Below are 26,564 nucleotides of genomic sequence, written 5' to 3' on the forward strand. Positions count from 1 at the left end.
TCACACCTTCAGGTCGGCGGGGGTCAGCGGGCGGGCGGCGCACGGATCGGTCGACCCGTCCGGCAGCAGGAGCAGAGCGGTGCGAGGGGCGCGGGGGTCGGCCGGTGCGAGCGCGCGGAGCAGGGCGGCGTCGTCGAGCCCGGCCTCGCGCAGTGCGGCGATCTCGGCGGGGCGGAGGTCGACCGGGGTGGGCCCGTTGCCCATGTCGGTGCCGTAGAGCACCGTGCCCCCGGCGGCATGGAACCGTCGCACGTTGTCGACCGCGGTCGCGCGGGCTCGGTCGTCGTGGATGGCGAGCGTCGAGATCCACGACACGGCGGCTGCCTGGCGCGCGATCTCCGTGTCGTCGAGGCGCTCGGTGAACGGGGCGTGGGCGAGAAGGGAGGCGCCGAGACGTGTCGCGCGCGCGGCCTCGCCCGTCCCTTCGCAGTGGGCGACCACGGGGAGGCCGTGGGCCGCCGCGAGTCCGACGATCGCGCGGAACAGCTCGTCGGAGAACACGGGTCCGGCCGTGCTGTTGCTCGCGACCTTGAGGCAGGAGGCGCCGGCCGCCGCCATCTCCGCCACCGCCGTGGCCGCGGCCTCGGTGTCGGCGATCTCCCTGACGGATCCCGCGGGCGCCCAGTCCCGGTCGGACGGGTACCCGCCGGGCGGGGTCAGGAACGCTCCGGCGTAGCGGACGTCCGTCCGCACCTCCTCATCCGTGGCGCCCGAAGGTCGTGACCCGGCTTCGGACGGCGCCGGCTCCGCGGCTTCTGAGGAGGGGGGAACCGCGATGGCGCGCAGCACCGCGGGGTTCCCGCCGAGGTCCACGACCCGGCCGAGGCGCGACGTGGCGAGATGCTCGTGGTCGACGAGCTGCAGGTGCACGTGGTGGTCGGTGAACCCGCCGACGATCCGCCCCTCGAGGCGCGGCGACCCCGAGGTGGCTGCGGCATCGCTCAGCCGCGGCCGTCCGTCGTCGCCGACCGCCACGACGCCCTCGCGCCACCGCTCGCCGTCGAAGAAGGTCGCCGCGTGCACGTCAGCCGCCGATCTCGGTGCGCACGGTGTAGAGCTCGGGGAAGAACGTCAGATCGAGGGCCCGCTGCAGGAACCCGACGCCGCTGGACCCGCCCGTTCCGATCTTCATACCGATCGTGCGCGCCACCGTCTTGAGGTGACGGAAGCGCCAGAACTGGAAGTTGTCCTCCAGGTCGACCAGGTCTTCGCACGCCTCGTACAAGTCCCAGTGGGTGCCGGGGTCCTGGTAGATGGCGCGGATCGCGGGCACGAGCGCCGGGGTCTCGCGGTACGGCTCGCGCACGTCGCGGTCGAGGATCTCCGCGGGAACGGGAAGCCCGCGGCGGGAGGCGTAGCGCAGGAACTCGTCGTACAGCGTGGGCTTCTCCCACTCGGCGGTGAGCAGGGCGAGGTTCGCGGGGTGGTCGCGGAACACGCTGAGCATCTTCTCGTTCTTGTTGCCGAGCGCGAACTCCACGGCGCGGTACTGCACCGACTGGAAGCCGGAGGAGCTGCCGAGTGCGCCGCGGAACTGCGCGTATTCGGTGGGGGTGAGCGTGGCGAGCACGGACCACTGCTGCGTCATCACGTCCTGGATCCGCTTGACCCTGGCGATGCGCTTGAGGGCTTCGCGCAGGTCGTCGGCGGCGAGCAGCGTGCGCGCGGATGACAGCTCGTGCAGCACCTGCTTGAGCCACAGCTCCGTGGTCTGGTGCTGGATGATGAACAGCATCTCGTCGTGGTGCTCCGGCTCGCTCACGGGGTGCTGCGCGGTGAGCAGCTGGTCCAGGGCGAGGTAGGAGCCGTAGGTCATCCGGCCGGACAGGTCGGTGACGATGCCGTCTTCCAGGGCGCGCTGGTTCTCCGGGTGCATGCGGAGAACATATCACTTTCACGCCGACCGTCACAGGCGTGAAATGCCGCTCAGCGGGTGGTGTGCGCCTCCAGGAACGCGATCGTCCTGGCGAGAGCCGTCCGTGCATCGGGCAGATCGAGGTGGAACTGGTACTCGTGGGGCAGGGCCGGGTCGTGGTTCATCGGCCAGAACAGCGTGGTCACCTCGACCCCCAGCCCCTCCAGGCGCTTCGCCATCGGGATCGACTGCAACCATGTCAGGCCGTCGCCGTTGCCGCCGGAGATGTACGTGGCGGGGAAGTCGGCGGTGACCCAGTCGATCGTCGACATGGTCGATCCGGTGGAGTCCTCCGCCCAAGTCTTGGTGCCCGAGTACGCCCACATCGCGGTCTTGAAGCCCCACCCCGCGATGCCGTCGAGCTCGGCGAGCGCCGCCAGGTCGTACACGCCGCAGTTGAGGATCGTGGCGGCGAGCTGGTCGGCCTTCAGCGACGGCGTGATGCCGACGATCTCGGCGTAGTCGGGGTTGGTGATGAGCGCCGCCAGCTGGCTGGCCAGCTGGCCGCCGGCGGAGTCGCCCGCCAGCACGATCTGGTCGGCGTCGACGCCCAGCTCGCGGGCGTGCGCGTCGATGTAGGCGAGGGCCTCGTCGAGCTGCCGCACCGCGAGCGGGTACACACCCTCCGGGCCGATCGTGTAGTTCACGCCGATGGTCGTGTAGCCCTCCGCGGCGAGAATGCGCAGGTACGGGTCGACGTCCTCCTTGGCGCCGGAGATCCAGGCGCCGCCATGGATCCAGACCACGGTCGGCAGCGGGCCGTCGGCGGACGCGGGGCGGTACACGTCCATCGTGGTGTCACTGCCCGTGTCGCCGTACGCGATGCCCGTGCGCACGTCGAGCGGCGTGTCCGGTACGTGCTTGTCCATCTCGGCGGCGGTCTCGTTGCCGCCCTTCGTGAACACCGCGCGGATCGCCATCGCGGAGGGCCAGGGGGTCAGGCTGCTGATCAGCGCGACCACGGCGGCGACCGCGACGACCACGCCGGCCACGATCTTCGTGCGGCGCCACGGCCTGTGCGCTCTCTTCGGGTGAACGGACTCTCCGGCGTGCGCGTCGGTGCTCATGGACCCTCCCGGCACCAGTGTGGCAGGAACCGGCGGTCCGGCGAGGGAGCGCGACGGGGTGGCCGGGTCGCCTCAGCCCGGGAGGCCGGCGACGAGGTGGCGCAGGCCGTAGGCGTAGGCGCGGTCGATATCGCCGCCCATCCGGAAGGCGCCCGCCAGCTCCATCTGCAGGAAGCCGGTCGCCCAGGCCGTGAAGAGGCGCGCCGCATCGAGCGCGTCCTCGTCGCCGACCGCGGCCGCGCACGCCCGCACGACGGGGGCCGCCGCGCGCTCGAGGGACTCCTGCGGGATCTCGGTCGCGAACATCAGCCGGAATCCCTCGGGGCGCTCGTGCGCGAACGCGCGGTAGGCCGTGGCCAGGGCGGCGAGGTCGTGGCCCGCGGCGTCGAGCCGGGAGCCCAGCTCGTCCACGGATGCGGTCGCCACCGCGAGGAGCAGGGCATCGCGATCCGCGAAGCGCTTGTAGAGGGAGGGTGCGCGCACGCCGACGCGGTTCGCGACGGCCTGCATCGTGAGGCCCGCGGGTCCGGCGTCTTCGAGGATCTCGCGCCCGGCGGCGACGACGGCCGCGGTGGTGGTGCGTTCGGGGGTCGGCATGCATCCTCCGGTGATGGCTATTGACAGTAGCCATGATAGCTACGTATCGTAGCCTTCGCAACCGCTCGAGAGGACCCGCCATGCAACTCGCCCCGCACCTCCACCGCCTCGGCAACGACATCGTCGCCTCCTACCTGATCGACCTGCCCGAGGGCATCACGCTCATCGACGCCGGACTCCCGGGGCACTGGAAGGATCTGCAGCGCGAACTCGCCGCGATCGGCCGTCCCCTGACCGACATCCGCGGCCTCGTGCTCACCCACGGCGACAGCGATCACATCGGCTTCGCCGAGCGCCTGCGCCGCGAGACCGGCGTCCCCGTGTTCATCCACGCCGCCGACGCCCACCGCGTGCACACGGGAGAGAAGCCGAAGACGCCGATGGGCCCGTCGCGGCTCGGCCCCACCCTGGGCTTCCTCGCCTACGGCCTGCGCAAGAACGCGCTGCGCACGCCGCACGTGACCTCGGTGGTCGAGGTGGAGGAGGGCACGGTGCTCGACCTGCCTGGTGCACCGGTCGTCGTGGGCATGCCCGGCCACTCGCCCGGCAGCATCGCGGTGCACGTGCCGGCCGTCGGCGCGGTGTTCGTGGGCGACGCGCTCACCACGCGGCACGTGCTCACGGGCAGGCAGGGGGCGCAGCCCGCCCCGTTCACGGACGCGCCGGACGAGGCCCTGGCCTCGCTCGACCGGCTCGCCGGGCTCGACGCGTCGTGGGTCCTCCCCGGACACGGTGCCCCCTGGCGCGGCTCCCCGGCCGACATCGCCGCGGCCGTGCGCGCCGCCGCCTGACGCGTCAGCCGCGCAGGATCGCCGCCGTATCGCTCACGGTGACCTGCGGCGGGTAGAGGCCCATCACCTGCAGGGCGGCGGCGTGGTTCTCGGCCGTCGAGCCCGCGCAGGCGTCGGCGGCGATGGTCACCCGGCCTCCCGCGTCGGCGGCCGCGAGCGCGGTGGAGACGACGCAGCAGTCGGTCGAGACGCCCGCGAGCACCACCCGGGTGCCGCGTCCCACGATCCCCTCCAGCGCGGGTCCCCACTTGCCGAACGTGGGCAGGTCGAGCGTGGGATGCGGCGAGAGCCCGGCGGCCTCCGGCACCAGGTCGAACAGGGCGTCGTCGGCCGGACGGTCGGCGAACGGCCACGCGGCGAAGTAGTCGCCCCACGCGGTGGAGCGGTCCGCCGTCGGCAGCCACCGGGTCACCAGCACGCGCTCGCCGAACGCCTCGGCCAGCAGCCGGATGTTGCTCATGGCGTCGGCGAAGAACGGCGAGCCCCACGCGGAGTCGGGCGCCGCGAAGATGTGCTGCGGGTCGATCACCACCAGCCAGCCGTCGGCCGTGGGCGAGGTCACGCCGCCTCCTGCCGGCGGATCCGTCCGGCCCGCGCGAACCACGTCACCACGAACGACAGCACGAGCGCGAAGAACACCCCGAGGTTGGCATAGGCCCAGTCGCCCTCGGCACCCCCGACCAGGAACAGCAGGTACCCCTGCCAGTTGTTCCACGGCGCCGCTTCCGCGAAGCCGTTCAGCACGAAGCCCCAGCCGATCACGCTCGCCACCACGAGCGTGCCGATCGAGATCCAGTCCCACGCGCCGTAGCGCCCGGTGCTGTCGAACAGCGCCACTTCGTCGTAGTCGGCGCGGCGACGCAGGATGTCGGCGATGAGGATGCCCGCCCACGACGCGAGCGGCACGCCGAGCGTGATCAGGAAGCTCTGGAACGGGCCGAGGAAGTCGGTCGCGAAGAACACCACGTAGATCGTGCCGAGCGTGAGGATCACCCCGTCGATCGCCGCGGCGGACGGCCGGGGGATGCGGATGCCCAGGCTCAGCAGCGTCAGACCCGAGGAGTAGATGCCCAGCACCGCGCCGGACACGAGCGCGAGCACCGCGGTCAGCAGGAACGGCACCAGCACCCACACCGGGAGGATCGACGCCAGGGCACCGATCGGGTCGGCGGCGATCGCGTTCAGCAGGTCCTCGTCCGAGCCGCCGAGCAGCAGACCGAACACCACGAGGATCACCGGGGCGACCGAGCCGCCGATCGTGTTCCAGGCCACGATCGCGCCGTCGGAGGCCGTGCGCTTCTGGTAGCGCGACCAGTCCGCCGCGATGTTGATCCAGCCGAGCCCGAACCCGGTCATCACCATGACGAGCGCGCCGATCACCTGGCCGATGCCGCCGTCCGGTCGCGCGAGGACGGCCGCAAGGTCGATGCTCGGGATCGCCAGCACGATGTAGAGCACGGTCACGACCCCGGTCACCCAGGTGAGCACCGACTGCAGCCGCATGATGGTGTGGTAGCCGAGCACGGACGCCGCGACGATGAGCGCGGCGACCACCACGGTCGCGACGATCTTGAGCCACAGGCTGTCGCCGTCGCCGCCGAGCTGCGTGATGACGGTCGCGGTGGCGAGCACGGCCATGATCGCCAGGAACGTCTCCCAGCCGATCGAGGTGAGCCACGAGACGATGCCGGGCACCTTCTGCCCCTGCACGCCGAACGCCGCGCGCGAGAGCACCATGGTCGGGGCCGAGCCGCGCTTGCCCGCGATCGCGATCAGCCCGCACAGCAGGAACGACACCACGATGCCGATGACCGACACGAGCGTCGCCTGCCAGAACGAGATGCCGAAGCCGAGCACGAACGAGCCGTACGACATGCCGAACACCGACACGTTGGCGGCGAACCACGGCCAGAAGAGGTCGCGGGGCTTCGCGGTCCGCTCGGACTCGGGGATGATCTCGATGCCTGCACGCTCGATGAGAGCCGGCCTGATGTCGGTCATGCTCACATCCTGGCACCGCCGGGACGCGTGGAGGCGGATGCGACGAGGAACCCGCGCCGGTCAGCCCGCGAAGAACCCTCCGGCCACGCGCGACAGGTCGTGCAGGTCGCTCACCCCGGCGAGTTCGCGCGCGGAGTGCATCGAGAGGATCGGGATGCCCACGTCGACCGTGCGGATGCCCAGGCGTGTGGCCGTGATCGGCCCGATCGTCGAGCCGCACGGCACGCCGTTGTTCGACACGAACTCCTGCGTCACCACGCCCGAGCGCTCGCACCAGCCGCGCCACGCGGCGCTGCCGACGGCGTCGGTGGCGTAGCGCTGGTTGGCGTTGAGCTTGAGGATGGGTCCGGAGCCGAGCACCGGCTGCACGACCGGATCGTGGCGGCCCACGTAGTTGGGGTGGACCGAGTGGCCGACGTCGCTCGACAGGCACCACGACGACGCGTAGGCCTGACGGCGGGCCGACGCGTCCGCCCCGAGCCCGGCGTACACGCGCTCCAGCACGTCCTCCAGGAAGGGGCCGGCGGCGCCCGAGCGCGACTCCGACCCGAGCTCCTCGTGGTCGAACGCGGCGAGCACCGCGATCGGGGCACCGGCGGCGGGTTCGTGGGCGAGCAGCGCGACCACGCCGGCGTGCACCGAGGCGAGGTCGTCCAGACGGCCCGAGGCGAAGAACGCGCTGTCCTTGCCGAACACCGCACCGCGCGCGGCGTCGGCGACCACCACGTCGTAGCCGCGGATCTCCGCGGCCTCGACCCCGGCCGAACCCGCGAGCTCGGCGAGCAGGTCCGCCTCGGACGGGTCGCCGAGGCCCCACACCGGCTGCGTCTCGGTCTGCTTGTCGAGCGCGAGGCCGTTGTTCACACCGCGGTCGAGGTGGATCGCGAGCTGCGGCAGGCGCAGCAGGGCGCCGGTGTCGGCGAGCACGACCCGGCCGTCGGCGAGGGCCAGGCGTCCGGCGAGCCGCAGCTCCCGGTCGAGCCAGGAGTTCAGCAGCGGGCCGCCGTACACCTCGACGGCGGCCTGCAGCCAGCCGCGCACACCGGTCGTGGGCTGCGGCTTGAGCTTGAACCCGGGGGAGTCGGTGTGGGCACCGAAGATCTGCACGGGGGTGGTCGCGGTGGCGTCGGCGGGCACGACCCACGCGATCGCGGCGCCGTCACGCACCACGACGTATCGTCCGCCGGCGGGGGCCGGCCAGGCGTCCTCCTCGTCGAGCCGCGTGAACCCGGCGCCCTCCAGGCGACGTGCGACCTCGGCGGCGGCGTGGTAGCTGGAGGGGGAGGCGGCGACGAAGTCGGCGAGGTCTTCGGCGTGGGCGAGGGCGTCCGGGGTGACGGGCATGAGCATGACCTTCCTGCGCGGGGTGCCCTTCGAGCGTAGTCGCGGGCCGTTTCCCCGCCGTTCATCCGCGGCGGCTAGGGTGGTGCCGATAGCGCCTAGGGTTCCGGGGTCCGCACCCGTCTGGTCCGAGCGGCGCCACGGTCCTCTCCCATGGGAGGGCCGTCATCTGACAGGACAAAAGCCCGGAGGACCCTGTTCGTCGCGCCCGCGGCGGGCGGAAGGGTCTGTCGTGTCCGCTCTCGCCTTCGTCCTGGTCCTCGGGGCCGCCGTCGCCCACGCCGCCTGGAACGTGATCGCGCACGGCATCAGCCGCGCCGGTTCGCCCTTCCTGTGGTGGGGCGCGGTGGCCAGCACGGCCGTGTGGATCGGGGTCGTGCCGTTCACCGGCGGCCTCGGCACCTCCGACCTCGCCTCGTTCGCGCTCGGGGTGGGCGTCTCGGCCGCCCTGCATGTGGTGTACATGGCGGTGCTGCAGCGCGGCTACCGGGAGGGCAGCCTGTCGACCGTGTACGCCACGGCGCGCGGCACCGGACCGTTCCTGTCGGTGATCGTGGCCGTGCTGCTCCTCGGTGAACGGCCGTCGGGCATCGCGCTGGTGGGAGTGGCGGCGGTGATCGTGGGTGTCGTTGCGGTCGGCCTGGTGGATCGCGGGCGCGGGGGAGCGCGCGGCATCGACCTCGGGCTGGTGTTCGGGTTGCTGACGGGGGTGGCGATCGCGGTGTACACGATCTGGGACACGCATGCCGTGCGCACGTGGGACCTCTCGCCGGTGGCCTTCATGGTGGGCACGACGCTCCTGCAGGTGCCCTTCTACTCCTTCGCGGTGCGGCGTCGCTGGCGGGCCGTCTGGGCACTCTGGCGCACCCAGTGGCGGCGCATCCTCGCGTTCGGCGTGCTGTCCCCGCTGTCGTACATCCTCGTGCTGTCGGCGATCCAGCTCGCTCCCGTGGCTCTGGTGGCTCCGCTGCGCGAGGTGAGCGTCGTGCTGGTCAGCCTGTTCGGTGCGTTCGTGCTCCGGGAGTCGCGCCCGGGGTGGCGCATCGGGGCCTCGCTGGTGGTGCTCACGGGCATCGTGCTGCTTGCGCTGTGACCCCCGCGGTCGCATGCTGGAGACGGCGCGGGGTGGAGGAACGACAGCACTCGGACGGTCGACGCCGACGGTCCGGAGACGGACGCAGGTGTGAGAACTCTCCCGGAGCTGCGCGATGCAGGCGGCTGTGCGCCGCGGTGCGCGCCGGCCGGATCGGGGCGCTCAGCGGAAGGTGACGAGCCCCGCGTGCGCGGCGGTGACGAGGATCTGCACGCGGTCGCGCAGGTGCCACTTCGACATCATGCGCCCGAGGTGCGCCTTGACGGTGCCCTCCGACACGATCAGCGCCTTGGCGATCTCGGCATTCGACATGCCCTTGGCCAGGCACTGCAGCACTTCCTCCTCGCGCTCCGTGAGCGGTTCGAGGGCGTCGGCGGCGGCCGCGGCCGGCGTGGAGTCGCGCACGTGCCGGATCAGCATCGACGCGATGCGGGGCGAGAGCGAACTGGCACCGGCGAACACCTCTCGCACCCCGGTGACGATGTCCTCCGCGCTGGAGTCCTTGAGCAGGTAGCCGGAGGCGCCGGCGCTGAGCATCGGCAGCACCGTGTCGCTGCCGTCGAGAGTGGTCACGGCGAGGATCCGCACGTCGGGCCAGCGCTCCGCGATGGCCGCGGTCGCCTCGATGCCGTTCATCTCGGGCATCTGCACGTCCATCATCACGACGTCGGGCTTCTCGCGCTCGATCGTGGTGAGGGCTTCCCTGCCGTCCTCCGCCTGCGCGACGACCGTGATCTCCGGCGCGCGCGACACGAAGTGGGACAGCGCCGAGCGGACCAGTGGATCGTCGTCGACGATCACGACACGGATTTCCTGCATGGAGGAAGCCTAACCGCGCTGGACCAGCGGAATCACGCTATAGACCTTTGGCTATCGAGGTCTGGCCTCAAGACAGATGTGCGCCTCCAGCCGCGTCGAGAAGATGAATACAGACATCGACAAACGACTACAAATTGGAGGTGAACGTAATGACTTTCTGGCAGCAGGTTAGCAAGTTCTTTGGTCTCGTCCGCTAGAGTACCTGGCGAATAGGAGATAGTGAACCATGGCCTTCGACCATTCGATTCGCGGTTCTGCGGATTCGCTCCGGCTGGGTCGAGGCGAAAAGCTCAGTGCTATCGAGCGCATCGTCGTCCTGGCGATCATTTCCATCACTATCGCCGTCGATCTGATCGGTCTCATCGTGACCCCGGGGGTGAACCCCGCGGTTCTCGTGGTGAGCGTCGCGTCCACGGCCGTCTTCGCCCTCTATCTCTGGAAGCCCCTCATCGCGACATGCGCCCTCGGCGTCGTGTTCGTGCTCTCTTTCCTGGCAGGAACCGAGTACCAGGTCCTGACCGCCGCCGCTGTCGCGGCTGGGCTGGTCATGCGACTCGGCTGGACCTCGCTGATCCTGTCGTACACCGGCGCGTTCCTCGTCGCTGCCGCCGTCGTCGCCATGCGCGACGCCGACGCCGGCGTGAACGTCGCCATCTACCTCGTCTTCGCCGCCGTCGCCGGTGCCGTGGGGTTCGCCCTGCGGCTCGCGTTCGCGCGGGGCAGCCGACTCGAGCGAGAACTCGAGGCGGCGGCCGAGCAGGAGCGCGAAGCCGTGCTCGCCGAGCGGCGCTGGATCGCCGGCGAGCTGCACGACAGCATCGCGCATCACCTCACGGTGGTGTCGCTGCACGTGCAGATGCTCGAAGACCCCGATACCAGCGACGATTCGCGCGAGGCCATCCGCGTGGCAGCGCGCAAGGCGATGACCGACCTCCGGTTCGTGATCGATCTGGCCGACGACGGACCGCGCGCCGCCGGCATGCCGACGGGCGACCTGGTCGCGGCCATCGACGAGGCACAGGCCGAGTTCCGTGCCGCCGGTCACACCGTCGTGTGCGAGGGTGACCCGGGCGATGAGCGCATCCCGCGCGCCGTGGAGATCGTTCTGGCCCGCATCGTGCGCGAATCCGCCACCAACATCTTGAAGTACGCCGGCGAGGGCACGGTCGAGATCCGCCTGACGGTGGACGACGACACGGCGCACCTCACGCTGCGCAGTCCGCTGCCCACGACCCCGCGCCGCGAGCTCTCGTCGAGCCGGACCGGTCTCGGCCGCATGGCGGAGCGGGTCATGGGCGCGAGCGGCGAGTTCAGCGCGGGAGAGGTCGACGGGCACTGGCTCGTGTCGGCCGCGCTGCCCGTGGCCTGACGCGCTACAGTGGCAGAGCGGTGCGCGCTCGCGCGCCGGAGAACCTAGACGAAAGTCTAAGCGAATCTCGACTTTCGGCACTTCAGCGCCGAATTCCCGCGGGCATATTCTGAAGGCTCCCCAGATAAAGCGTCCCCAGCGCTGCGATCGCGGGCGCGATCTTTCTGGCTTCTGAACACTCCCGTGCCCGCGATCGCGAATCTGTTTTCGGGCCCTTTCCCTTGCGGCCGAATACTCCTTCTCATGCGCCGACAGCGCGCATGAAATGCCCGTCCGTCGAGATGCCGGACGCCGCCACCGTGAAGCGCACGACCTCGCTGAGGTAGCGGTCCTGCGATGCCTCGAAGATGCGTCCTTCCGCGTCGCGTGAGGTGCGGGTGAGCCGCAGGATGGGCGCACCGCGCGGAACCCGCAGCAGGTGCGCGTCCTGCTCGTCCGCTGCGACCGCGTCGATCTCGTGCTGCAGCGTGACGATGGGGTGGCCGATCGAGCCCAGGTACTCCGTGATCGACACCCTGTCGAGGTCGACCTCGAACAACCGCCGTCCGACGTCCTCCGTGTAGGCGAGGCGCTCCAGCATGGTCGGCCGTCCGTCGAGGAGCCGCAACCGCACCACGCTCACGATCGTGTCGTCGCGATCGACGCCGAGCGCGGCCCCCAGGTCTCCGGCGCGGCGCAGGCTCAGCTCCTGCGTCTGGGCGCCGGGCTCGACGCCGAGTTCGCGCGCCCACCGGGTGAAGGGCACGGAGACGTCCACCGCCTGGTCGGCCTTGCGCGCCACGACCCGCGCGGGGCGTCCGCGACCCGTCTCGATCAGGCCCTCGGCGCGCAGGGCGGCCAGGGCGTTGCGGATCGGGCCGCGCGAGGTGTGCCAGCGTTCTGCGAGTTCGGCCTCCGTCGGCACGTCGTCGCCGGGGCGCAGCGTGCCCGCAGAGATCTGGGCGCGCAGGTCGTCGGCGATCTGGGTGTACACAGCTTCAGCCACATAGGTACATTACTTCGCCAGCGCCGGGGTGTGGCAGACGGCAGGGGAGTGTTCACCCAGGCGAATGGCGGGTGAACGAGCCTTGAACTCTTCCGAGATAGGTATACATGTCGAACGCGCGCCTGTCAGAGTCGTCGTGGATCACCCCTCCCACCCTGAAAGGTCCGCCATGAAGCTCCGTGCTCTCCCCGCCCTCGCCGGCGCCGCGATCCTCGCGCTCGGCCTCGCCGCCTGCGCCGGAACGGCCGAAGCCACCGACGCCCCCGGCGACGGGCAGTCCGCCAGCGCGAGCGGCTACGCCGTCGACGAGAACACGCTGGTCTTCGGCGTCGTCCCCGACTCCGTCGACACCGAGACCAACTACCAGCCGCTCATGGACTACATCGCGAAGGTCACCGGCAAGACCGTCGAGTACCACGAGTCCACCGACTACGCGGCCCTCATCGAAGCCGCCGTCGCCGGCAAGGTCGACGTCGCCTCGTTCTCCGGCTTCACCTACGTCACGGCCACCAACAACGGCGCCGAGCTCACCCCGATCTCCTCGATCGTCACCGAGGAGGGCCAGGAGCCGGGCTACTACTCCCAGGCCATCGTCCCCGCCGACAGCGACATCTCCAGCCTGAAGGACTTCGCGGGTAAGAAGGTCTGCTTCGTCGACCCGTCGTCGACCTCCGGCTACCTCTTCCCGTCGTACAACCTCATCAAGGCCGGCATCGACCCGCAGGCCGACATCACCCCGGTGTTCGCGGGCAAGCACGACGTGAGCGTGCAGAAGGTCGGCGAGGGCGTCGAGTGCGAGGTCGGCTTCGCCGAGGACTCCGAGGTCGAGAAGTCCGACAAGGTGAAGGTGGTGGCCGAGACCATGGTCCCCGGCGCGCCGCTCGTCTACTCCTCCTCGCTTCCCGACGACGTGGCGACGCAGCTCGTCGACGCGCTGAGCGAGGTCACAATCGACGACATCATCGCCGCCGGCATCGACAGCGCCGACTCCGACGCGTTCCGCAGCGTCTTCTACGCCACCAAGCCGGTCGACGACGAGTACTACGACCTGATCCGCGACATCTGCACCGAGACCGAAGCGGAGCAGTGCCAGGGCTGAGCCGCCTGACACCCCCTCCGTCTCGCTGACGCTCGCTCAGGACCCCGATCGCGGTTCCTGAGCGAGCGGAGCGAGACGAAGGACCCCTCCACTCACGAACACCCAGGAGCGACGCCATGACCGCGGCACCCGACACCCTCATCCGTCTCGACGGCGTGACCAAGACCTTCGGCCAGACCACCGCGCTGAACGACGTGACGCTCACCGTCGCGCGGGGCGAGATCGTCGTGCTGCTCGGCCTCTCCGGCTCCGGGAAGTCCACGCTGCTGCGCCACCTCGACGGGCTCGAGCTCCCCACGTCCGGCGGGGTCGAGGTGCTCGGCGCCGCCGTGCCCGCGCTGAAGGGCCGCGCGCTGCGCGAACTGCGCAGTCGCGTCGGCTTCATCTTCCAGCAGTTCGAGCTCGTGCCATCGCTGACCGTGCTGGAGAACGTGCTCACGGGGTCGCTGTCCCGCGTGCGCGGCCCCCGCCTCGGCCTCTGGGGATACTCCCGCGCCGCGAAGCTCACCGCCCTGGAGCACCTCGACCGGGTCGGCCTGCTCGACCGCGCCTACCAGCGCAGCGACACCCTCTCGGGCGGACAGCAGCAGCGCGTGGCCATCGCGAGAGCGCTCATGCAGAAGCCCGCGATCCTCCTGGCCGACGAGCCGGTCGCCTCCCTCGACCCCGAGTCGAGCGAACAGGTCATGGCGCTCATCCGGGGCATCGCGGCCGACGAGGGGCTCACGGTCGTGTGCAGCCTGCACCAGGTCGACCTCGCGATCAGCTGGGCCGACCGCATCGTCGGGCTCCGCCACGGCGAGGTCGTGCTCGACACCCCGACCGACGGCCTGAGCAAGGCGGAGGTCATGGAGATCTACGGCCGCGTGGCCACCAGCACCGCGGAGATCCGGGCGGTGCAGGTCGAGCTGGCCGACGCCGCAGCCCCGGCGGGCGTGGCATGACCGCGCTCGACACCTCGGCGGGCTCCGCCACCGCGCCCCGCGACACCGCACGCCGGGAAGGCGGCACGCCGACGGGAAGCGGCGGGGGCACGCGTGCGGACCGCGCGCCGAAGCGGCCGCTCTCGCCCGAGCGCATCGCCGCCGGGCTCACGCTCGTCGCGCTGATCGTGCTCGGGATCCTCGCGGTGCGCGACGTCGGCATCTCCCTGCCCGCCATGCTGCAGAGCTGGGGCAACGCGCAGAACTTCCTCGCCCGGGTGGGAGGGCTGTCGTTCCCCGAGCCCGCCGACCTCGCCTGGCTCATCGCCCTCACCGTCGGACTCGTGCTCGTCGGAACCCTGCTCGCCGCCGTGCTGTCGGTGCCGATCGCCTACCTCGCCGCATCGAACACCACGCCGGGCGCGGTCTGGCGGGCCGCGGCCCGCTTCGTCGGCGTGCTCACGCGCGCCCTGCCCGACGTGGTGCTGGCCATGGCCTTCGTGCTGATGTTCTCGCTCGGCACGCTGCCGGGCATCCTCGCGATCGGCATCCACTCGATCGGGATGATCTCGAAGATGTTCGCCGACGCGATCGAGCAGATCGACGAGGGACCCCGCCTCGCGATCCGCGCGGCCGGAGGATCGAAGCTGCAGGAGTTCACGGCGGGCATCCTGCCCCAGGTGCTGCCGAGCTGGGTGGCCACCGTGCTGCACCGCAACGACATCAACCTGCGCGGCAGCGTCGTGCTCGGCTACGTGGGCGTCGCCGGGCTGGGCCTGGAGATGTCGTACGCGTTCAAGGCGCTCAACTACGGCAAGGGCCTCGGCATCGCCCTGGTCATCTTCGTGCTCTGCGTCGCGATGGAGGTCGTGTCGAGCCTGGTGCGCGGCGCCATGCTGGGCGAGCAGCGGCACACGCGCTCCTGGATCGACCGCCTCGTGCACCCGCGCCTGCGCTCCCGCCCCGCCGCCCCGCATCCCCGCGCCGAGTGGGCTGCCACGCCGCAGACCGCCGTGCGACGCCCCTGGACCGCGCAGCGCGTGCGGCACACTATCGCGGGGCTCGTGGCCGTGCTGGTCGTGGTCGGCAGCGTGGCGGTCAGCCAGATCGCGTGGCTCGACCTCTTCACGTTCTGGGCCAAGCTGCCCGAGGTCGCCGCGCGCTTCTGGCCGCCGTCGTTCGGCAGCTACGACGCCCTCGCGATGCTGGAGGCCATGCGCGAGACCGTGGCGATCGCGCTCGCCGCGACCGTGCTCACGCTGCTGCCCTCGCTGCTGCTCGGCTCTCTCGCCGCGCGCAACGTCGCCCCGACCGGAGCCGTGCGGGGAACCGCGCGCCTGCTCCTGGTCGGCATCCGCGGCATCCCGGAACTGATCCTCGCGATCGTGCTGGTCGTGATCACCGGACTCGGGGCCCAGGCCGGGGTGATCGCGCTCGCGATCGGCGGCATCGGGCTGCTGGGCAAGCTCATCGCCGACTCGTTCGAGGAGGTCGACCGCGGCCCCGAGCGCGCGCTGCACGCGGTGGGCGCCACACGGCTGCAGACCTACACGGCCGCCACCGTGCCGCAGGGGACGCGGGCTCTCATCGGCCACGGCTTCTACATGCTCGACACGAACATCCGCGCGGCCACGATCCTCGGCATCGTCGGCGGAGGCGGCGTGGGCTACTACCTGCTCAACGCCAGCCAGGGCTCGCGATACGAGACCGTCACGGCCATCGTGCTGATGATCCTGGTGACCGTGCTCGCGGTGGAGGGTCTCGCGATGTGGATGAGGAAGGTGTTCCGATGACCACCACCACCACGGCCGACGTGGTCGTGATCGGCTCCGGCATCGTCGGTCTCGGTGCCGCGTACGCCGCGGTGCGCCGCGGCCTGCGAGTGACGGTGATCGACCGCAGCACCGCGCCCGTCGGGGCGACCATCCGCAACTTCGGGCACCTGTGCATCGGGGCCCAGGGCGGAGACGCCCGCCGCTACGCCGACGCCTCGCGCGACCTGTGGCTGCGGCTCGCGCGCGACGCCGGGTTCTGGCTGCGCGAGTCCGGCACGCTCATCGCCGCCCGCCACCCGGACGAGCTCCAGGTGCTCGAGGTCGCGGCGCGCGACGGCGGGCTCCGGCTGCTGGACACGGACGAGCTCGTGCGCCGGGCGCCGCTGCGCCGCGACGGGCTGCACGGCGGCGCGCTGATCGAGGCCGACCTGCAGACCGATCCGCGCACGGCCGCCACCGCGATCGTGCGGCACCTGGCCGACCGCGGCGTCGACTTCCGGTTCCGCACCGCCGCCACCGCCCTGACCGCCGGACGGGTCGAGACCACGCGCGGCCCGATCGACGCCGGCACGGTCGTGGTGGCCACGGGCCACGACCTCGACCACCTGCTGCCCGAGGTCGCCGAACGGCACGCGGTGCAGCGCTGCACGCTCGACATGATGCGCATCGCCGCCACGCTGCCGCGACCGCTGTCCGCGCCGCTGCTGACCGGGTGGTCGCTCGTGCGGTACGGCCGCTTCGCCGGCACCCCGGAGGCGGCCGCCGTGCGCGCGCGCCTGCACGCCGAGCGGCCCGACCTCGCCGCGCTCGACCTCAACCAGATGTACACGCAACTGCCGGACGGGACGCTGATCCTGGGCGACTCGCACGCGACCGCGGCCGACGCCGACCCGTTCCAGCCCGAAGCCGCGTTCGCCGCGTTCCTCGCGGAAGCCGAGGCGCTGTTCGACCTGCCGGCACCGCGGGTCATCGAGCGCTGGCAGGGCGTGTACGCCAAGGGCCCGCGCGAGTTCCTCGTCGACCGCGACCGCGACGGTGCCCTCGTGCTCGCCGCCACCACCGGTATCGGCATGACCTGCGGGCTCGGACTCGCCGAGCTCACCCTCACCGCGGCCCTGGACGGGGCAGCCGCTCTGGAAGGAACACCATGACCACTCCGATCGAACTCGTCGTCCTCGACATGGCCGGCACGACCGTGCACGACGACGGCGTGGTGGAACAGGCGTTCCAGCGGGCCGCCGAGCGCACCGGCGTCGCCGCGCGGCTCCCGCTGGACGAGGCTCTCGACTACGTGCGGGCGACGATGGGGCAGTCGAAGCTCGACGTGTTCCTGCACCTCGCGGACGGCGACCTGGCTGCCGCGGAGCGCGCGACCGCGGCGTTCGAGGAGGCGTACGCGGAACTCGTCACCACGCACGGCGTGAGCGAGGTGCCCGGGGCGGCCGAGGCGATCCGCGGGCTCAAGGACGCGGGGCTCGCGGTCGCCCTCACGACCGGCTTCGCGCCCGTGACACGGCAGGCCCTGATCGACGGGCTCGGGTGGGGCGACCTCGTCGACGTGGCGCTGTCGCCCGTGGACGCGGGTCGCGGCCGTCCTGCTCCCGATCTCGTGCTCACCGCGCTCCTGCGCACCGGGGCCTCCGCGGTCGACGCGGTCGCGGTGGTGGGCGACACCGTGAGCGACGTGCAGTCCGGGCGCCGCGCGGGTGCCGGGTTCGTGGCGGGCGTGCTCACGGGTGCGCACGACAGGGCGGCGCTGAGCGGCGCGGGAGCCCACGCCGTGCTCGCCGACGTGACCGCCCTGCGCGGCGCGCTCGCCCAGCGCGAACTGCTGCCCGCCGTGGCCGCCCGCTGAGACCCCGGCCATGGGAACCCTGCTGATCCGGCCGCCCGGCCACCGGAGGGACGTCGCGCTGCGCCCGGCCGCCACGGCCATGGTGTGGGTCGGCGAAGGGCACCCGCACGAGACCATCGCGGTGCCCGGGGTGGCGCTCGGCGACCGTGACGTGCTGGTCGCGGTCGAGCTGTCCACGATCTGCGGCTCCGACGTGCACACCGTGCAGGGGCGGCGAGCAGCCCCCACCCCGCTCGTGCTCGGGCACGAGAGCGTCGGACGGGTCATCGCGCTGGGCGACGCCGGGGCGGACGCGGTCGACGGCACCCCGCTGCGCATCGGCGACCGCGTGGTGTGGTCGGTCACGGTGTCGTGCGGCACGTGCGATCGCTGCCGGCGCGGGCTCACCCAAAAGTGCCGCGACCTCGGCAAGTACGGCCACGACAGGGTGGGTGTGCACGGCGACCTCACCGGGGCGTTCGCGAGCCACGTGCAACTGCGCGCCGGTACGGCCATCGCCCGGGTGCCGGAGTCGCTGCCCGCCGCCGTGCTCGCACCGGCCGGATGCGCGACCGCGACCGCGTGGGCCGCCGTGGCCAGGGCGGCGCGCGACCTCGACCTGGAGGGTGCCGCGGTGCGGGTGCACGGCGCCGGCCTCGTGGGGCTCACGGCCGCGGCCATCGCGGTGGAACAGGGCGCGGTCGTGGAGGTGCGCGACCCGGATGCCGCGCGCCGCGCGGTCGCCGCGCGGTTCGGCGCCACCGCGCTCGAGCGCGACCCGGACGTGGTGATCGAGGCGTCGGGCCATGCGGTCGGCGAAGCGCTCGCGGGCGTCGCGGTCGGCGGGACCGTGGTGCTGGTCGGCAGCGTGTTCCCCGCGACCCCCGTGGCGTTCGACGCGGAGGCGGTGGTGCGCGGGCTCGTGACGGTGACCGGCGTGCACAACTACACGGCCGACGACCTTGCGGCCGCGGTCGGGTTCCTCGCGGGCCGCGGTCGCGCGTACCCGTTCGCGGATGCGGTCGGTGCGGTGCGGTCGCTGCACGACCTGGACGCGGCGCTCGCCGAGGCCGGAGCGCCCGGTGCGCCCCTGCGGGTCGCGGTGGCTCCCGGCCGCTGAGCCTCAGTCGGTGCCGGTGCGGCGGGGTCCGGCGGGGTGCAGGGCCTCGGCGTGGAACGCGAGCAGGCGCACGGCCGCGTCGACGCTCGCCGACAGCACCTCGTCGGGGTCGCCGGTGAGGGCGAGACGCCGGTGACCGCTGTCGTCCGCGGTCGCCCATCCCAGGTACACGGTCCCCGCGGGGTGCCCGCCCTCGGGACCGGGGCCGCCGACGCCCGTGGTCGACACGCAGATATCCGCATCGAACAGCTCGCGCGCCCCGGTGGCGAGCTGCTCCGCGCACGCGGCCGACGTCGGATCGGTGCCCGGCGTGAGACCCAGCACGCGCTCCTTCACCTCGGTGAAGTACGCCACGATGCCGCCGGCGAACCAGCCGGATGCGCCCTCGCCCGCGCCGATCGTGTTGGCCAGGCGCCCGGAGGTGAGCGACTCCGCCACGCTCACCCGCAGTCCGCGCGTGCGGGCGAGCTCGCTCAGCCGCTCCAGCTCGGGGACCTCGGTCGGCGCGGTCATCGGCGGCCCTCCTCGCGCGTGATCGTCATGGGCGATCCTCTCCTTGCGTGCAGCCCGCATCGGTCGGCGGGTCTTCGTCGAGGTTAGGAGACCGGGAGCCCTCGGGCCCAGGGGTTGACAGGGTCGGGCGTCGGCGTCAAGGCCCTCGTCCGCCCTGCTGGCCGTCGCCAGAGTCGTGTCGTCGGGGAGGGCGGTCTCCTCCCCGTGAACGAGGAGGCGAAGATGACGGAGGAGACGCGGGACACCCCCGGCATGCGGACGGTGTTCTGGATCTGGGCGGGAGTCATCGGCGTGGGGCTGGCGATCATGATCGGTCTGCCGCTGGGAGGGCGATGACCGTGCGGAGCCGGATCAAGGACCACGCCCTCAGCCTGTTCTTCCTCGCGCTGTTCGCCGCCGCGCTGATCGGGCAGTCGGTCGCGGGGTATCTGCGCAACAACGACGAGCTGCTCGATCACGGCCAGCCGCCGATCGGCTTCGGCGACTTCGTGTGGTCGAGCGACTTCGCGGTCGACGTCGCCGAGAACTGGCAGTCGGAGTTCCTGCAGTTCTTCCTCTTCATCGCGGCGACCATCTGGTTCGTGCAGAAGGGATCGCCGGAGTCGAAGAAGCCGGGCGACGAGGGGCCCGGCAGTGACGAGGACCAGCTGGTGGGCGAACACGCCCGCCCCGACTCTCCGCGATGGGCCAGGGCGGGCGGGTGGCGTGCGGCCGTGTTCGGCAACTCGCTGCTGATCGTGATGGGCGTCGTGTTCGTGCTGTCGTGGTTCGCGCAGTCGCTCGCCGGCACGGTGGTGATGAACGCGGAGAACGCCATGCACGGGGCGGCCGCGATCACGTGGTTCGACTACGTGACGGGTGCGGACTTCTGGGACCGCACGCTGCAGAACTGGCAGTCGGAATTCCTCGCGGTGGGCACCATGGTGGCCTTCGCGATCTACCTGCGCCAGCGCGGCTCAGCGGAGTCGAAGCCCGTCGGCACCCCGCACCATCAGTCGGCCTTGGAGTCCGACTGAGACTGCTCGTCGTTGACGTCCGCCTGGGACAGGCGCTCGTCGTCGGGGTCGTAACCGGGCCGCGCGGGCTGCAGCGGCTGGTCGGAGTACTCCCCGCCGAGCCGTCCGCCGTAGGGGCGGCCGTGGTCGGCGAACTCCTCGCGGGCGAACACCAGCTCCCACGGGCCGACCGTGAAGCGCGATCCGGTGCGCAGCGTCTCGGTGCGCTCGCCGGGGTGCGTGGCGTCGGCGTCGGGGTTGGAGTTCATCTCGCCGTCTGCGTGCAGCGTCACCACGTACTCGTCGCGGTCGTCGTGCACGATCGTGGCGTGCAGGGGCTCGGTGTCGGCCAGGCGCAGCTCGTTGCCGGCCGCGGAGCCGATGCGCACCTCGTCGACGTCGAGCGGGAACTCGGTGCGCTCGTCGTCGCGGCGCACGCGAAGGCGCGGGTTGCCCGCTCCACGCTCGGCGTGGGTGGTGCCGGGCGTGTAGCCCCCGTCGGGACGGTCGTCGATGTGTCGTGCGTTCATGGCGGTGCCCTCCTCGGGTGTCATGGGACGAGGCTAGCCCGCGCGGGGATCCCGCGCGGGGGGCTTGACTTCCCGCGGTCGCCCCCTCTGGCGCGCCGTGACAGGCGGAGTTGCGGCCTGCCCCCGGCGAGGGCATACGCTACCCCCAGGGCACGATTCCGGCGACGGCCGGGCGGGAAACGGATCGACCGAGGAGCATCACCCGATGGGCAAGTTCATCTATGAGGGCAGCGTCAAGACCGAGATCGAGGACCGCGCCCTCACCCACCTCCAGCTCGTGATCACGGCGAAGCTGCGCCGCGGGGAACCGTTCCCGTTCAGCTGGCGCGAGGACGCGAGCGTCGGCGGCGGGCGCACCACGGTGTGGATCCAGCCGGGCAGCTCGCTCGTCTTCAAGTACTTCGGCAGCCGGCAGCCGTCGGTCAACCGCGCGTGGATCGAGGCGCTCGCGTTCACCGCCAACGCGCCCAGCGGCCTGTACCTGGTGCCGGAACCGGCGGAGGCGGGAGACCAGCCGGGCGGAGAGACGCCGGTCACCCCGCCGGTCTGAGGCTGTCAACCCCCTGCCCTGGGTCGGCGGTTGCCGTGAAGCTCGACGCGAGCACGACACGACAGCCACTCGACACAGGAGGAGCGGACATGACCGACACCACCCGCGACGGCGGCCTCACCGACCCCCGGCACGCCCACCACGACGACGGGTTCCCGGCGCAGAGCCAGGATCAACCCGGTCTGACCGAGCGCACGACCCCGGAGCCCGACCACGGCGAATCCTCGTACGTCGGCCACGGTCGACTGGAGGGGCGCCGGGCTCTCATCACCGGCGGGGATTCGGGCATCGGCCGCGCGGTGGCGATCGCCTTCGCGCGCGAGGGCGCCGACGTCGCGATCGTGCACATGCCGGAGGAGCAGGCGGACGCGGAGGACACGCTCGCGCTGGTCCGCGAGGCGGGTCGTACCGGGGTGAGCATCCCGGGCGACGTACGGGACGAGGCGTTCGCGACCGATGCCGTGCACCGCGCCAGGACAGAACTCGGCGGGCTGGACGTGCTGGTGCTCAACGCCGCCTACCAGCACGACATCGACGGCTTCGAGAACCTCGACACCGAGAAGATGCGCCGCGTGTTCGACACCAACCTGGCCGGGCTGATCTTCTCCGCCCGCGCCGCGTTCGGTGACCTGGAGCCCGGCGCCAGCATCATCGTCACCTCGTCGGTGCAGTCGGCCCAGCCGTCGCCCGGCCTGATCGACTACGCCATGACGAAGGCGGCGCAGGTCGCGTTCGTGAAGGCCCTCGCGGAGGAGGCGGGGCCGCGCGGCATCCGCGTGAACGCCGTCGCGCCCGGCCCGATCTGGACGCCGCTGATCCCCGCCACCGGGTGGGGTCCCGAGCGGCTGGAGACCTTCGGTCAGGACACTCCGCTCGGGCGCGCGGGGCAGCCGGCCGAGCTCGCCGGCGCCTACGTGTTCCTGGCGTCGGAGGAGTCCTCGTACGTGTCGGGCACGGTCGTCGCGGTGACCGGAGGCAAGGCGCTCTGACCCGCGGAGGGGCGGCGAGGGCGGCGGGACGGCAGGGTCCCGCCGCCTAAGCTTGGACGGTGCAGAGACCCGCGGCATCCGGCCCCCTCGTGGGTGTCGCGCTCGTCATCGGCTCGTGCCTGTCGCTGCCGTTCGGGGCGGCCGTCGCGGCACAGCTCTTCCCGGTGCTGGGCCCGTGGGGCGTGACGTCGCTGCGGGTGGCGATCGCCGCGGTGCTCCTGGTCGTGATCGTGCGCCCGCGCCCGCGGCGGTGGACCAGGCCGCAGTGGCTCGCTGCCGTGCTGTTCGGGGTGTCTCTCGCGGCGATGAACGGCTTCTTCTACGCCGCGATCGACCGCATCCCGCTGGGCCCGGCCGTGGCGATCGAGTTCCTCGGGCCGCTCGTGCTCGCGGCGGTGCTCACCCGGCGGCTGGCGGACGCGGTATGGGTCGCGGTGGCGCTGCTGGGCATGGCGCTGCTGGGCATCGACGGCCTGATCGGCGCGGAGCCGCTCGACCCGCTCGGCGTGCTGTTCATCCTGATCGCGGCGGGGTTCTGGGTCATGTACATCCGGATGAGCGCCCGTGTCGGCGCCCTCATCCCGGGCAGCGGCGGTCTGGCGATGGGCCTCGTGGTCGCGGCGGTGCTGCTGATCCCGGTCGGCGTACCAGCGGCGGCCACGGTCGCGGGTGACCTGCAGCTGCTGCTGCTCGCGGCGGTCACGGCCGTGCTGTCGTCGGTGATCCCGTACAGCTTCGAGCTCGCGGCGCTCCGTCGGCTGCCGCAGCGCGTGTTCGGCGTGCTGCTGAGCCTCGAGCCCGCGTTCGCGACCCTCGCCGGGTGGCTCATCCTCGGGCAGGACGCCACGGCTCTGCGGCTGCTGGCGGTGGCGCTCGTGATCGCCGCGAGCGTGGGGACCACTCTCGGCGTGCGCCGGGACCGCCGCGGCGACGGCCCGTCCGGACCCTTCACCGCGCCGATCCCGCTGCCCGACTGAGCAGTCGCGCCTCGCCGTCCGCCCCGCGTCAGGCGCGGACGACTGCGGCCTGGGGGAGGGGGAACCGCCGCCGCAGGATCACGCGCTGCACGAGCGTCCACACCACCGTCACCGTGAGGTACAGCGCGGCGGCGAGCGGCACGAACGCGGCGAACACGGCCGTGAGGTAGTGCAGCGCCGACATCGCGCGCAGCACACCGGGCGCGTTCAGCGGCGAGTCGTCGCCCTCCACCGGCGTGGGTCGGAAGACGCGCCGGGTGACCTCGGCCACCGCGATCATCACCGCCAGCAGCACCCCGAACACGGCGAACGTCGCCGGGGTCGCGGTGCCGCCGAACAGCGCCGAGACGAGGCTTGTACCTAGTGGCGCCCCGAACAGGTCGTGCGCCAGCAGGTCGTTGGGGTGGCCGGCGATCTCGGGCCGCAGGAACAGCGTGTACAGCAGCCCGACCACGGGGGCCTGAGCGAGCACGGGCAGCATGCCGGCGAACGGCGAGGTGTTCTCCGAGCGGTACAGCTCCATCAGCTCCTTCTGCAGCCGCTCGGGGTTCTTCTTGTGACGGCGCTGCAGGTCGCGCAGCCGCGGGGCCAGGCGCGCCCTGGTCTGCTCGGCCTTGGCCTGCGAGATGCCGACGGGGATCAGGAGGGCACGCACCAGGAGCGTGACGAGCACCACGGCGACGGCCGCGGCGGAGGGGCCGGCGAGCGGCTCGACGAGGGAGGAGAGCGCGATCAGGCCGCGGTAGGCGGCGTCCAGGAGCGCGGCGAGGGGAGGGAAGGCGAAGATATCCACGGGAAGTCCGTTCGTGAGGTCGGGAAGGGTCGGCGAAGGCCGCGCAGTTCCCGTCGGAACGGACTACGCGGCGATCGCGACTCCCGGCGCCCGGGGGCGCGGATGCCCTGCGGCATCCGGATCGCTCTGCGGCAGCAGGGTGCCGACGTCGATGGCGCGCAGCGGATGCGGGGCGTCGGCCTCCGGACGCTGCCGCACGCTCAGCACGACCGCGAGGGTCAGCACGGTGACGGCGAGAAGGGCGACGGCGAGCCCGAGCGCGGCGGCATCGGGAAGCGCGACGAGCCCGAGCGCGGCCGCGACGAAGCCGAGCATCTGCCCGATCCACTGCCGCATGCGCACACCCCGCTCTCTGCCCCGAGGCTAGCAGGAGAGAGCGGCCGCCCCCCGGGTGTCCGCCGCGGGCGTAACGTCGAAGCATGAGCGACCTGCGCAGCCTGTTCGGCACCTCCCATCCGATCGTTCTCGGTCCCTTCGGCGGGTTGTCGTCCGTGGCACTGACGGCGGCGGTGAGCGCGGCGGGCGGACTCGGCTCGTTCGGGCTGTACGGCTACGACGGCGACCGCATCCGCGCGACCGGCGCCGAGCTGCGCGCCGCGACCGACCGGCCGTTCGCGCTGAACATCTGGCTCCCGACGGGCGACGAGGTGGCACCGAACCCGCAGCACACCGTGTTCGCCCAGGCCCTGCAACCGTTCTACGAGGCCGTGGGGGTGGAGGTGCCCGCGCGGCCGGAGCGCTACGCCCCGCCGCTGGACGAGCAGCTCGACGCGATCTGGGATGTGGCTCCGGCCGTGCTCAGCGTGGTGTTCGGGGTGCCGTCCGAGGCGGTCGTGTCCGAGGCGCACGACCGCGGCATCCGGGTGGTGGGCACCGCCACCACGGTCGCGGAGGCGGTCGCGCTCGCCGAGGCCGGAGTCGATGCGGTCATCGCGAGCGGCGCGGAGGCCGCCGGGCACCGGGTGTCCTTCCTGCGGGCGGCCGAGGAGTCGCTGGTGGGCACGGTCGCGCTCGTGCCGCAGGTGGTGGATGCCGTCGACGTGCCGGTGATCGCGGCGGGCGGCATCGCGGATCGCCGCGGGGTGGCCGCCGCGTTCGCGCTGGGGGCGTCCGGCGTGCAGGTGGGCACGGCGTTCCTCGCGACGGCGGAGTCCGCGGCGACCGCGGCCCACCGCGAGGCGATCCGCGCGACCGCGGCCGACGAGACCGTGCTCACGCGGGCCATGAGCGGCCGCCTCGCCCGCGGTGCGCGCAACCGTGCCGTCAGGGCCATCGAGGCCAGCGGCACGATCGCGCCGTTCCCGATGCAGAACTGGCTCACGGGCGTGTTCCGTGGCCCGGCCGGGCAGCAGAACCTCGGGGAGCTGCAGTCGCTCTGGATGGGGCAGGCGGCACCGCTCGCGCGCGGCACCACGGCCGCGGAGATCTTCGCCGAGCTCGCCGCCGGGCTGCCGGGGGAGAAATGATGGAAACTGGCTAGCGTGATGGCTAAAATGGCGTCATGTCCACTCAAAGCGTGCTGGAGGCGCGAAACAACCTCTCGCGATTGATCGCCGAGTCGCAGGCGGGTGAAGACGTCGTGATCACCAAGCGGGGGACACCCGTGGCCCGCATCGTCCCGATCGGGCCCGTCGACATGGTGCGCAGCGGGCGCGTCCTCGTCGAGTGGATCGGGCGTGACCCGCTGCCCGACAGGCTGATTCGCACGACGGCGGAGATCGACCGTCAGATCCGAGAGAACCGGGACGACTGGGAGTGATCTATCTCGACTCCTGCATCCTGATCTACGCACTGGAGGACAGGGGCCGGCGCGGCGAGGCGGTGCGTCGCGCCCTCGCGGGCGTCGAAGTCGAAGTGGCGTCGAGCGCTCTGGCACTGCAGGAATGCCTCGTGGGTCCGATGCGGGAGCGCAACGCCGAGCTGCGCGACCGGTACCTCGCGATGTTCGACCACATCACGATGGTCGACCTCGAGGCATCGGTGTTCGTCCGGGCCGCGGAGCTGCGAGCCGATTTCGGACTCAAGACTCCGGACGCCATCCATCTGGCGGCGGCGCAGGTGTCCGGATGCGCGGAGCTGTGGACCAATGACCGACGCCTGGCTGCGGCGTCCCACGGCCTCGCCGTCGACATCGTCGCCGCCGGACTGCCGGGGGAGGGACGCGGTCGCTAGAGGATGACGGTGGAGCGGCCGTGCACGATGACCCGGTCCTCCGCATGCCACTGCACGGCCGCGGTACCACCGCCACGGAGGTCTTCGCCGAGGTCGCCGCCGGGCTCCCAAGGGAGTGAGCGGAGCTCGCGCGCCCTCGTTCGCGCGTGCCGACACAGCAGAAACGCCCGCGCTCCCGTTCGGAGGAGCGCGGGCGTCTGGGTGAGAGCTACGCCTCGGTGTGGCGATCGTCGCGCGGTGGACGACGATCCCTGGGTGGTCTCTTGCGGTGCCTGCTCGCGATGGCGAAGAACGCCACCAGGAAGAACATCGCCGC

29 protein-coding genes are annotated in these 26,564 nt (G+C 72.1%); 16 read left to right on the forward strand and 13 right to left on the reverse strand.

The genetic code is table 11. The annotated features are described in order from the left end of the window. The 4 genes from KE274_RS08490 to KE274_RS08505 all read right to left on the reverse strand — a co-directional run bounded on the left by KE274_RS08490 (position 1) and on the right by KE274_RS08505 (position 3,579). Entirely contained in the window at positions 1-1,023 is a 1,023-nt protein-coding gene (locus tag KE274_RS08490; RefSeq protein ID WP_211542768.1) for a hydrolase, read from the reverse strand. Between the two features lies 1 nt (position 1,024). Beyond that, entirely contained in the window at positions 1,025-1,876 is an 852-nt protein-coding gene (locus tag KE274_RS08495; protein ID WP_211542770.1) for a tryptophan 2,3-dioxygenase, read from the reverse strand. Positions 1,877-1,926: 50 nt separating this feature from the next. Continuing rightward, entirely contained in the window at positions 1,927-2,982 is a 1,056-nt protein-coding gene (locus tag KE274_RS08500; RefSeq protein WP_211542772.1) for an alpha/beta hydrolase, read from the reverse strand. A gap of 72 nt (positions 2,983-3,054) precedes the next feature. Then, a complete protein-coding gene (locus KE274_RS08505) occupies positions 3,055-3,579 on the reverse strand; it encodes a TetR/AcrR family transcriptional regulator (RefSeq protein WP_211542774.1) in 525 nt (174 codons plus the stop codon). An 80-nt stretch (positions 3,580-3,659) separates the two neighbouring features. Here KE274_RS08505 and KE274_RS08510 point away from each other — a divergent pair, with 80 nt between their 5' ends. Continuing rightward, positions 3,660-4,370 (forward strand): MBL fold metallo-hydrolase, encoded by a 711-nt coding sequence (locus tag KE274_RS08510; protein ID WP_211542776.1) that lies wholly within the window; start codon positions 3,660-3,662, stop codon positions 4,368-4,370. Between the two features lie 4 nt (positions 4,371-4,374). Here the strand turns inward: KE274_RS08510 and KE274_RS08515 are convergent, their stop codons facing one another. The 3 genes from KE274_RS08515 to KE274_RS08525 are packed head-to-tail and all read right to left on the reverse strand — an operon-like array spanning position 4,375 to position 7,715. Continuing rightward, on the reverse strand, positions 4,375-4,932 hold the full coding sequence (locus KE274_RS08515) for a cysteine hydrolase family protein (RefSeq protein WP_211542778.1): 558 nt from the start codon (positions 4,930-4,932) through the stop codon (positions 4,375-4,377). Then, positions 4,929-6,371, reverse strand: a complete 1,443-nt coding sequence (locus KE274_RS08520) for a purine-cytosine permease family protein (protein WP_211542780.1) — start codon at positions 6,369-6,371, stop codon at positions 4,929-4,931. The genes KE274_RS08515 and KE274_RS08520 overlap by 4 nt, the downstream gene beginning before the upstream one ends. Before the next feature lie 60 nt (positions 6,372-6,431). Further along, positions 6,432-7,715 carry a M18 family aminopeptidase gene (locus KE274_RS08525; protein ID WP_211543376.1) on the reverse strand — a complete coding sequence of 428 codons (1,284 nt, stop codon included), beginning with the start codon at positions 7,713-7,715 and terminating at the stop codon, positions 6,432-6,434. 229 nt (positions 7,716-7,944) lie between these two features. Between KE274_RS08525 and KE274_RS08530 the strand changes: the two genes are divergently transcribed. Then, entirely contained in the window at positions 7,945-8,805 is an 861-nt protein-coding gene (locus KE274_RS08530) for an EamA family transporter (protein WP_211542782.1), read from the forward strand. Between the two features lie 162 nt (positions 8,806-8,967). Here the strand turns inward: KE274_RS08530 and KE274_RS08535 are convergent, their stop codons facing one another. Next, a complete protein-coding gene (locus KE274_RS08535) occupies positions 8,968-9,624 on the reverse strand; it encodes a response regulator (RefSeq protein ID WP_249186147.1) in 657 nt (218 codons plus the stop codon). A gap of 226 nt (positions 9,625-9,850) precedes the next feature. On the opposite strand from KE274_RS08535, the gene KE274_RS08540 reads away from it, so the two are divergent. Then, positions 9,851-10,993 (forward strand): sensor histidine kinase, encoded by a 1,143-nt coding sequence (locus KE274_RS08540; RefSeq protein WP_211542784.1) that lies wholly within the window; start codon positions 9,851-9,853, stop codon positions 10,991-10,993. Positions 10,994-11,234: 241 nt separating this feature from the next. On the opposite strand, the gene KE274_RS08545 is transcribed toward KE274_RS08540, so the two are convergent. Next, positions 11,235-11,978 carry a GntR family transcriptional regulator gene (locus tag KE274_RS08545; protein ID WP_307872175.1) on the reverse strand — a complete coding sequence of 248 codons (744 nt, stop codon included), beginning with the start codon at positions 11,976-11,978 and terminating at the stop codon, positions 11,235-11,237. A gap of 169 nt (positions 11,979-12,147) precedes the next feature. Between KE274_RS08545 and KE274_RS08550 the strand changes: the two genes are divergently transcribed. From KE274_RS08550 to KE274_RS08575, 6 genes are all read left to right on the forward strand, one after another. Then, complete coding sequence (locus KE274_RS08550) at positions 12,148-13,077, forward strand: phosphate/phosphite/phosphonate ABC transporter substrate-binding protein (RefSeq protein ID WP_211542786.1); 930 nt, start codon at positions 12,148-12,150, stop codon at positions 13,075-13,077. A gap of 116 nt (positions 13,078-13,193) precedes the next feature. Further along, entirely contained in the window at positions 13,194-14,021 is an 828-nt protein-coding gene (phnC, locus tag KE274_RS08555; protein ID WP_211542788.1) for a phosphonate ABC transporter ATP-binding protein, read from the forward strand. Next, complete coding sequence (locus KE274_RS08560) at positions 14,018-15,793, forward strand: PhnE/PtxC family ABC transporter permease (RefSeq protein WP_211542790.1); 1,776 nt, start codon at positions 14,018-14,020, stop codon at positions 15,791-15,793. Before phnC ends, KE274_RS08560 begins: the two co-directional genes overlap by 4 nt. Then, a complete protein-coding gene (locus KE274_RS08565) occupies positions 15,790-16,926 on the forward strand; it encodes a TIGR03364 family FAD-dependent oxidoreductase (RefSeq protein ID WP_211542792.1) in 1,137 nt (378 codons plus the stop codon). Before KE274_RS08560 ends, KE274_RS08565 begins: the two co-directional genes overlap by 4 nt. Continuing rightward, the gene (locus KE274_RS08570; RefSeq protein WP_211542794.1) at positions 16,923-17,630 is read left to right on the forward strand and encodes an HAD family hydrolase; all 708 of its coding nucleotides are present in this window, start codon (positions 16,923-16,925) and stop codon (positions 17,628-17,630) included. Before KE274_RS08565 ends, KE274_RS08570 begins: the two co-directional genes overlap by 4 nt. A 10-nt stretch (positions 17,631-17,640) precedes the next feature. Then, on the forward strand, positions 17,641-18,729 hold the full coding sequence (locus tag KE274_RS08575; RefSeq protein ID WP_211542797.1) for an alcohol dehydrogenase catalytic domain-containing protein: 1,089 nt from the start codon (positions 17,641-17,643) through the stop codon (positions 18,727-18,729). A gap of 3 nt (positions 18,730-18,732) precedes the next feature. On the opposite strand, the gene KE274_RS08580 is transcribed toward KE274_RS08575, so the two are convergent. Further along, entirely contained in the window at positions 18,733-19,242 is a 510-nt protein-coding gene (locus KE274_RS08580) for a CinA family protein (RefSeq protein WP_211542799.1), read from the reverse strand. A gap of 332 nt (positions 19,243-19,574) precedes the next feature. Between KE274_RS08580 and KE274_RS08585 the strand changes: the two genes are divergently transcribed. Continuing rightward, positions 19,575-20,258: a DUF6766 family protein gene (locus KE274_RS08585; protein WP_211542801.1), complete on the forward strand. Its 684-nt coding sequence runs from the start codon at positions 19,575-19,577 to the stop codon at positions 20,256-20,258. Here the strand turns inward: KE274_RS08585 and KE274_RS08590 are convergent. Beyond that, entirely contained in the window at positions 20,234-20,791 is a 558-nt protein-coding gene (locus KE274_RS08590; RefSeq protein WP_249186148.1) for an FHA domain-containing protein, read from the reverse strand. The genes KE274_RS08585 and KE274_RS08590 overlap by 25 nt on opposite strands. A gap of 181 nt (positions 20,792-20,972) precedes the next feature. Here KE274_RS08590 and KE274_RS08595 point away from each other — a divergent pair, with 181 nt between their 5' ends. From KE274_RS08595 to KE274_RS08605, 3 genes are all read left to right on the forward strand, one after another. Continuing rightward, the gene (locus tag KE274_RS08595) at positions 20,973-21,317 is read left to right on the forward strand and encodes a DUF7882 family protein (RefSeq protein ID WP_211542803.1); all 345 of its coding nucleotides are present in this window, start codon (positions 20,973-20,975) and stop codon (positions 21,315-21,317) included. Between the two features lie 89 nt (positions 21,318-21,406). Further along, positions 21,407-22,306, forward strand: coding sequence for an SDR family oxidoreductase (locus tag KE274_RS08600; protein WP_211542805.1), 900 nt, complete (start codon positions 21,407-21,409; stop codon positions 22,304-22,306). Between the two features lie 59 nt (positions 22,307-22,365). Further along, complete coding sequence (locus KE274_RS08605; protein ID WP_211542807.1) at positions 22,366-23,283, forward strand: EamA family transporter; 918 nt, start codon at positions 22,366-22,368, stop codon at positions 23,281-23,283. A gap of 28 nt (positions 23,284-23,311) precedes the next feature. Here KE274_RS08605 and KE274_RS08610 read toward each other — a convergent pair whose 3' ends face one another. After that, entirely contained in the window at positions 23,312-24,076 is a 765-nt protein-coding gene (locus tag KE274_RS08610; protein WP_211542809.1) for a YidC/Oxa1 family membrane protein insertase, read from the reverse strand. A gap of 63 nt (positions 24,077-24,139) precedes the next feature. Continuing rightward, positions 24,140-24,412: a DUF6412 domain-containing protein gene (locus KE274_RS08615; protein ID WP_211542811.1), complete on the reverse strand. Its 273-nt coding sequence runs from the start codon at positions 24,410-24,412 to the stop codon at positions 24,140-24,142. Positions 24,413-24,495: 83 nt separating this feature from the next. Between KE274_RS08615 and KE274_RS08620 the strand changes: the two genes are divergently transcribed. From KE274_RS08620 to KE274_RS08630, 3 genes are read left to right on the forward strand one after another with little or no spacing between them, the layout of a single operon-like run. Then, entirely contained in the window at positions 24,496-25,542 is a 1,047-nt protein-coding gene (locus KE274_RS08620) for an NAD(P)H-dependent flavin oxidoreductase (protein ID WP_211542814.1), read from the forward strand. Between the two features lie 35 nt (positions 25,543-25,577). Continuing rightward, entirely contained in the window at positions 25,578-25,835 is a 258-nt protein-coding gene (locus tag KE274_RS08625) for a type II toxin-antitoxin system Phd/YefM family antitoxin (RefSeq protein WP_211542815.1), read from the forward strand. Next, entirely contained in the window at positions 25,832-26,248 is a 417-nt protein-coding gene (locus KE274_RS08630; protein ID WP_211542817.1) for a type II toxin-antitoxin system VapC family toxin, read from the forward strand. The genes KE274_RS08625 and KE274_RS08630 overlap by 4 nt, the downstream gene beginning before the upstream one ends. Positions 26,249-26,564: the final 316 nt, after the last annotated feature.

The organism is Microbacterium paraoxydans (assembly GCF_018224615.1).
Taxonomy (GTDB): Bacteria; Actinomycetota; Actinomycetes; order Actinomycetales; family Microbacteriaceae; genus Microbacterium; species Microbacterium paraoxydans_B.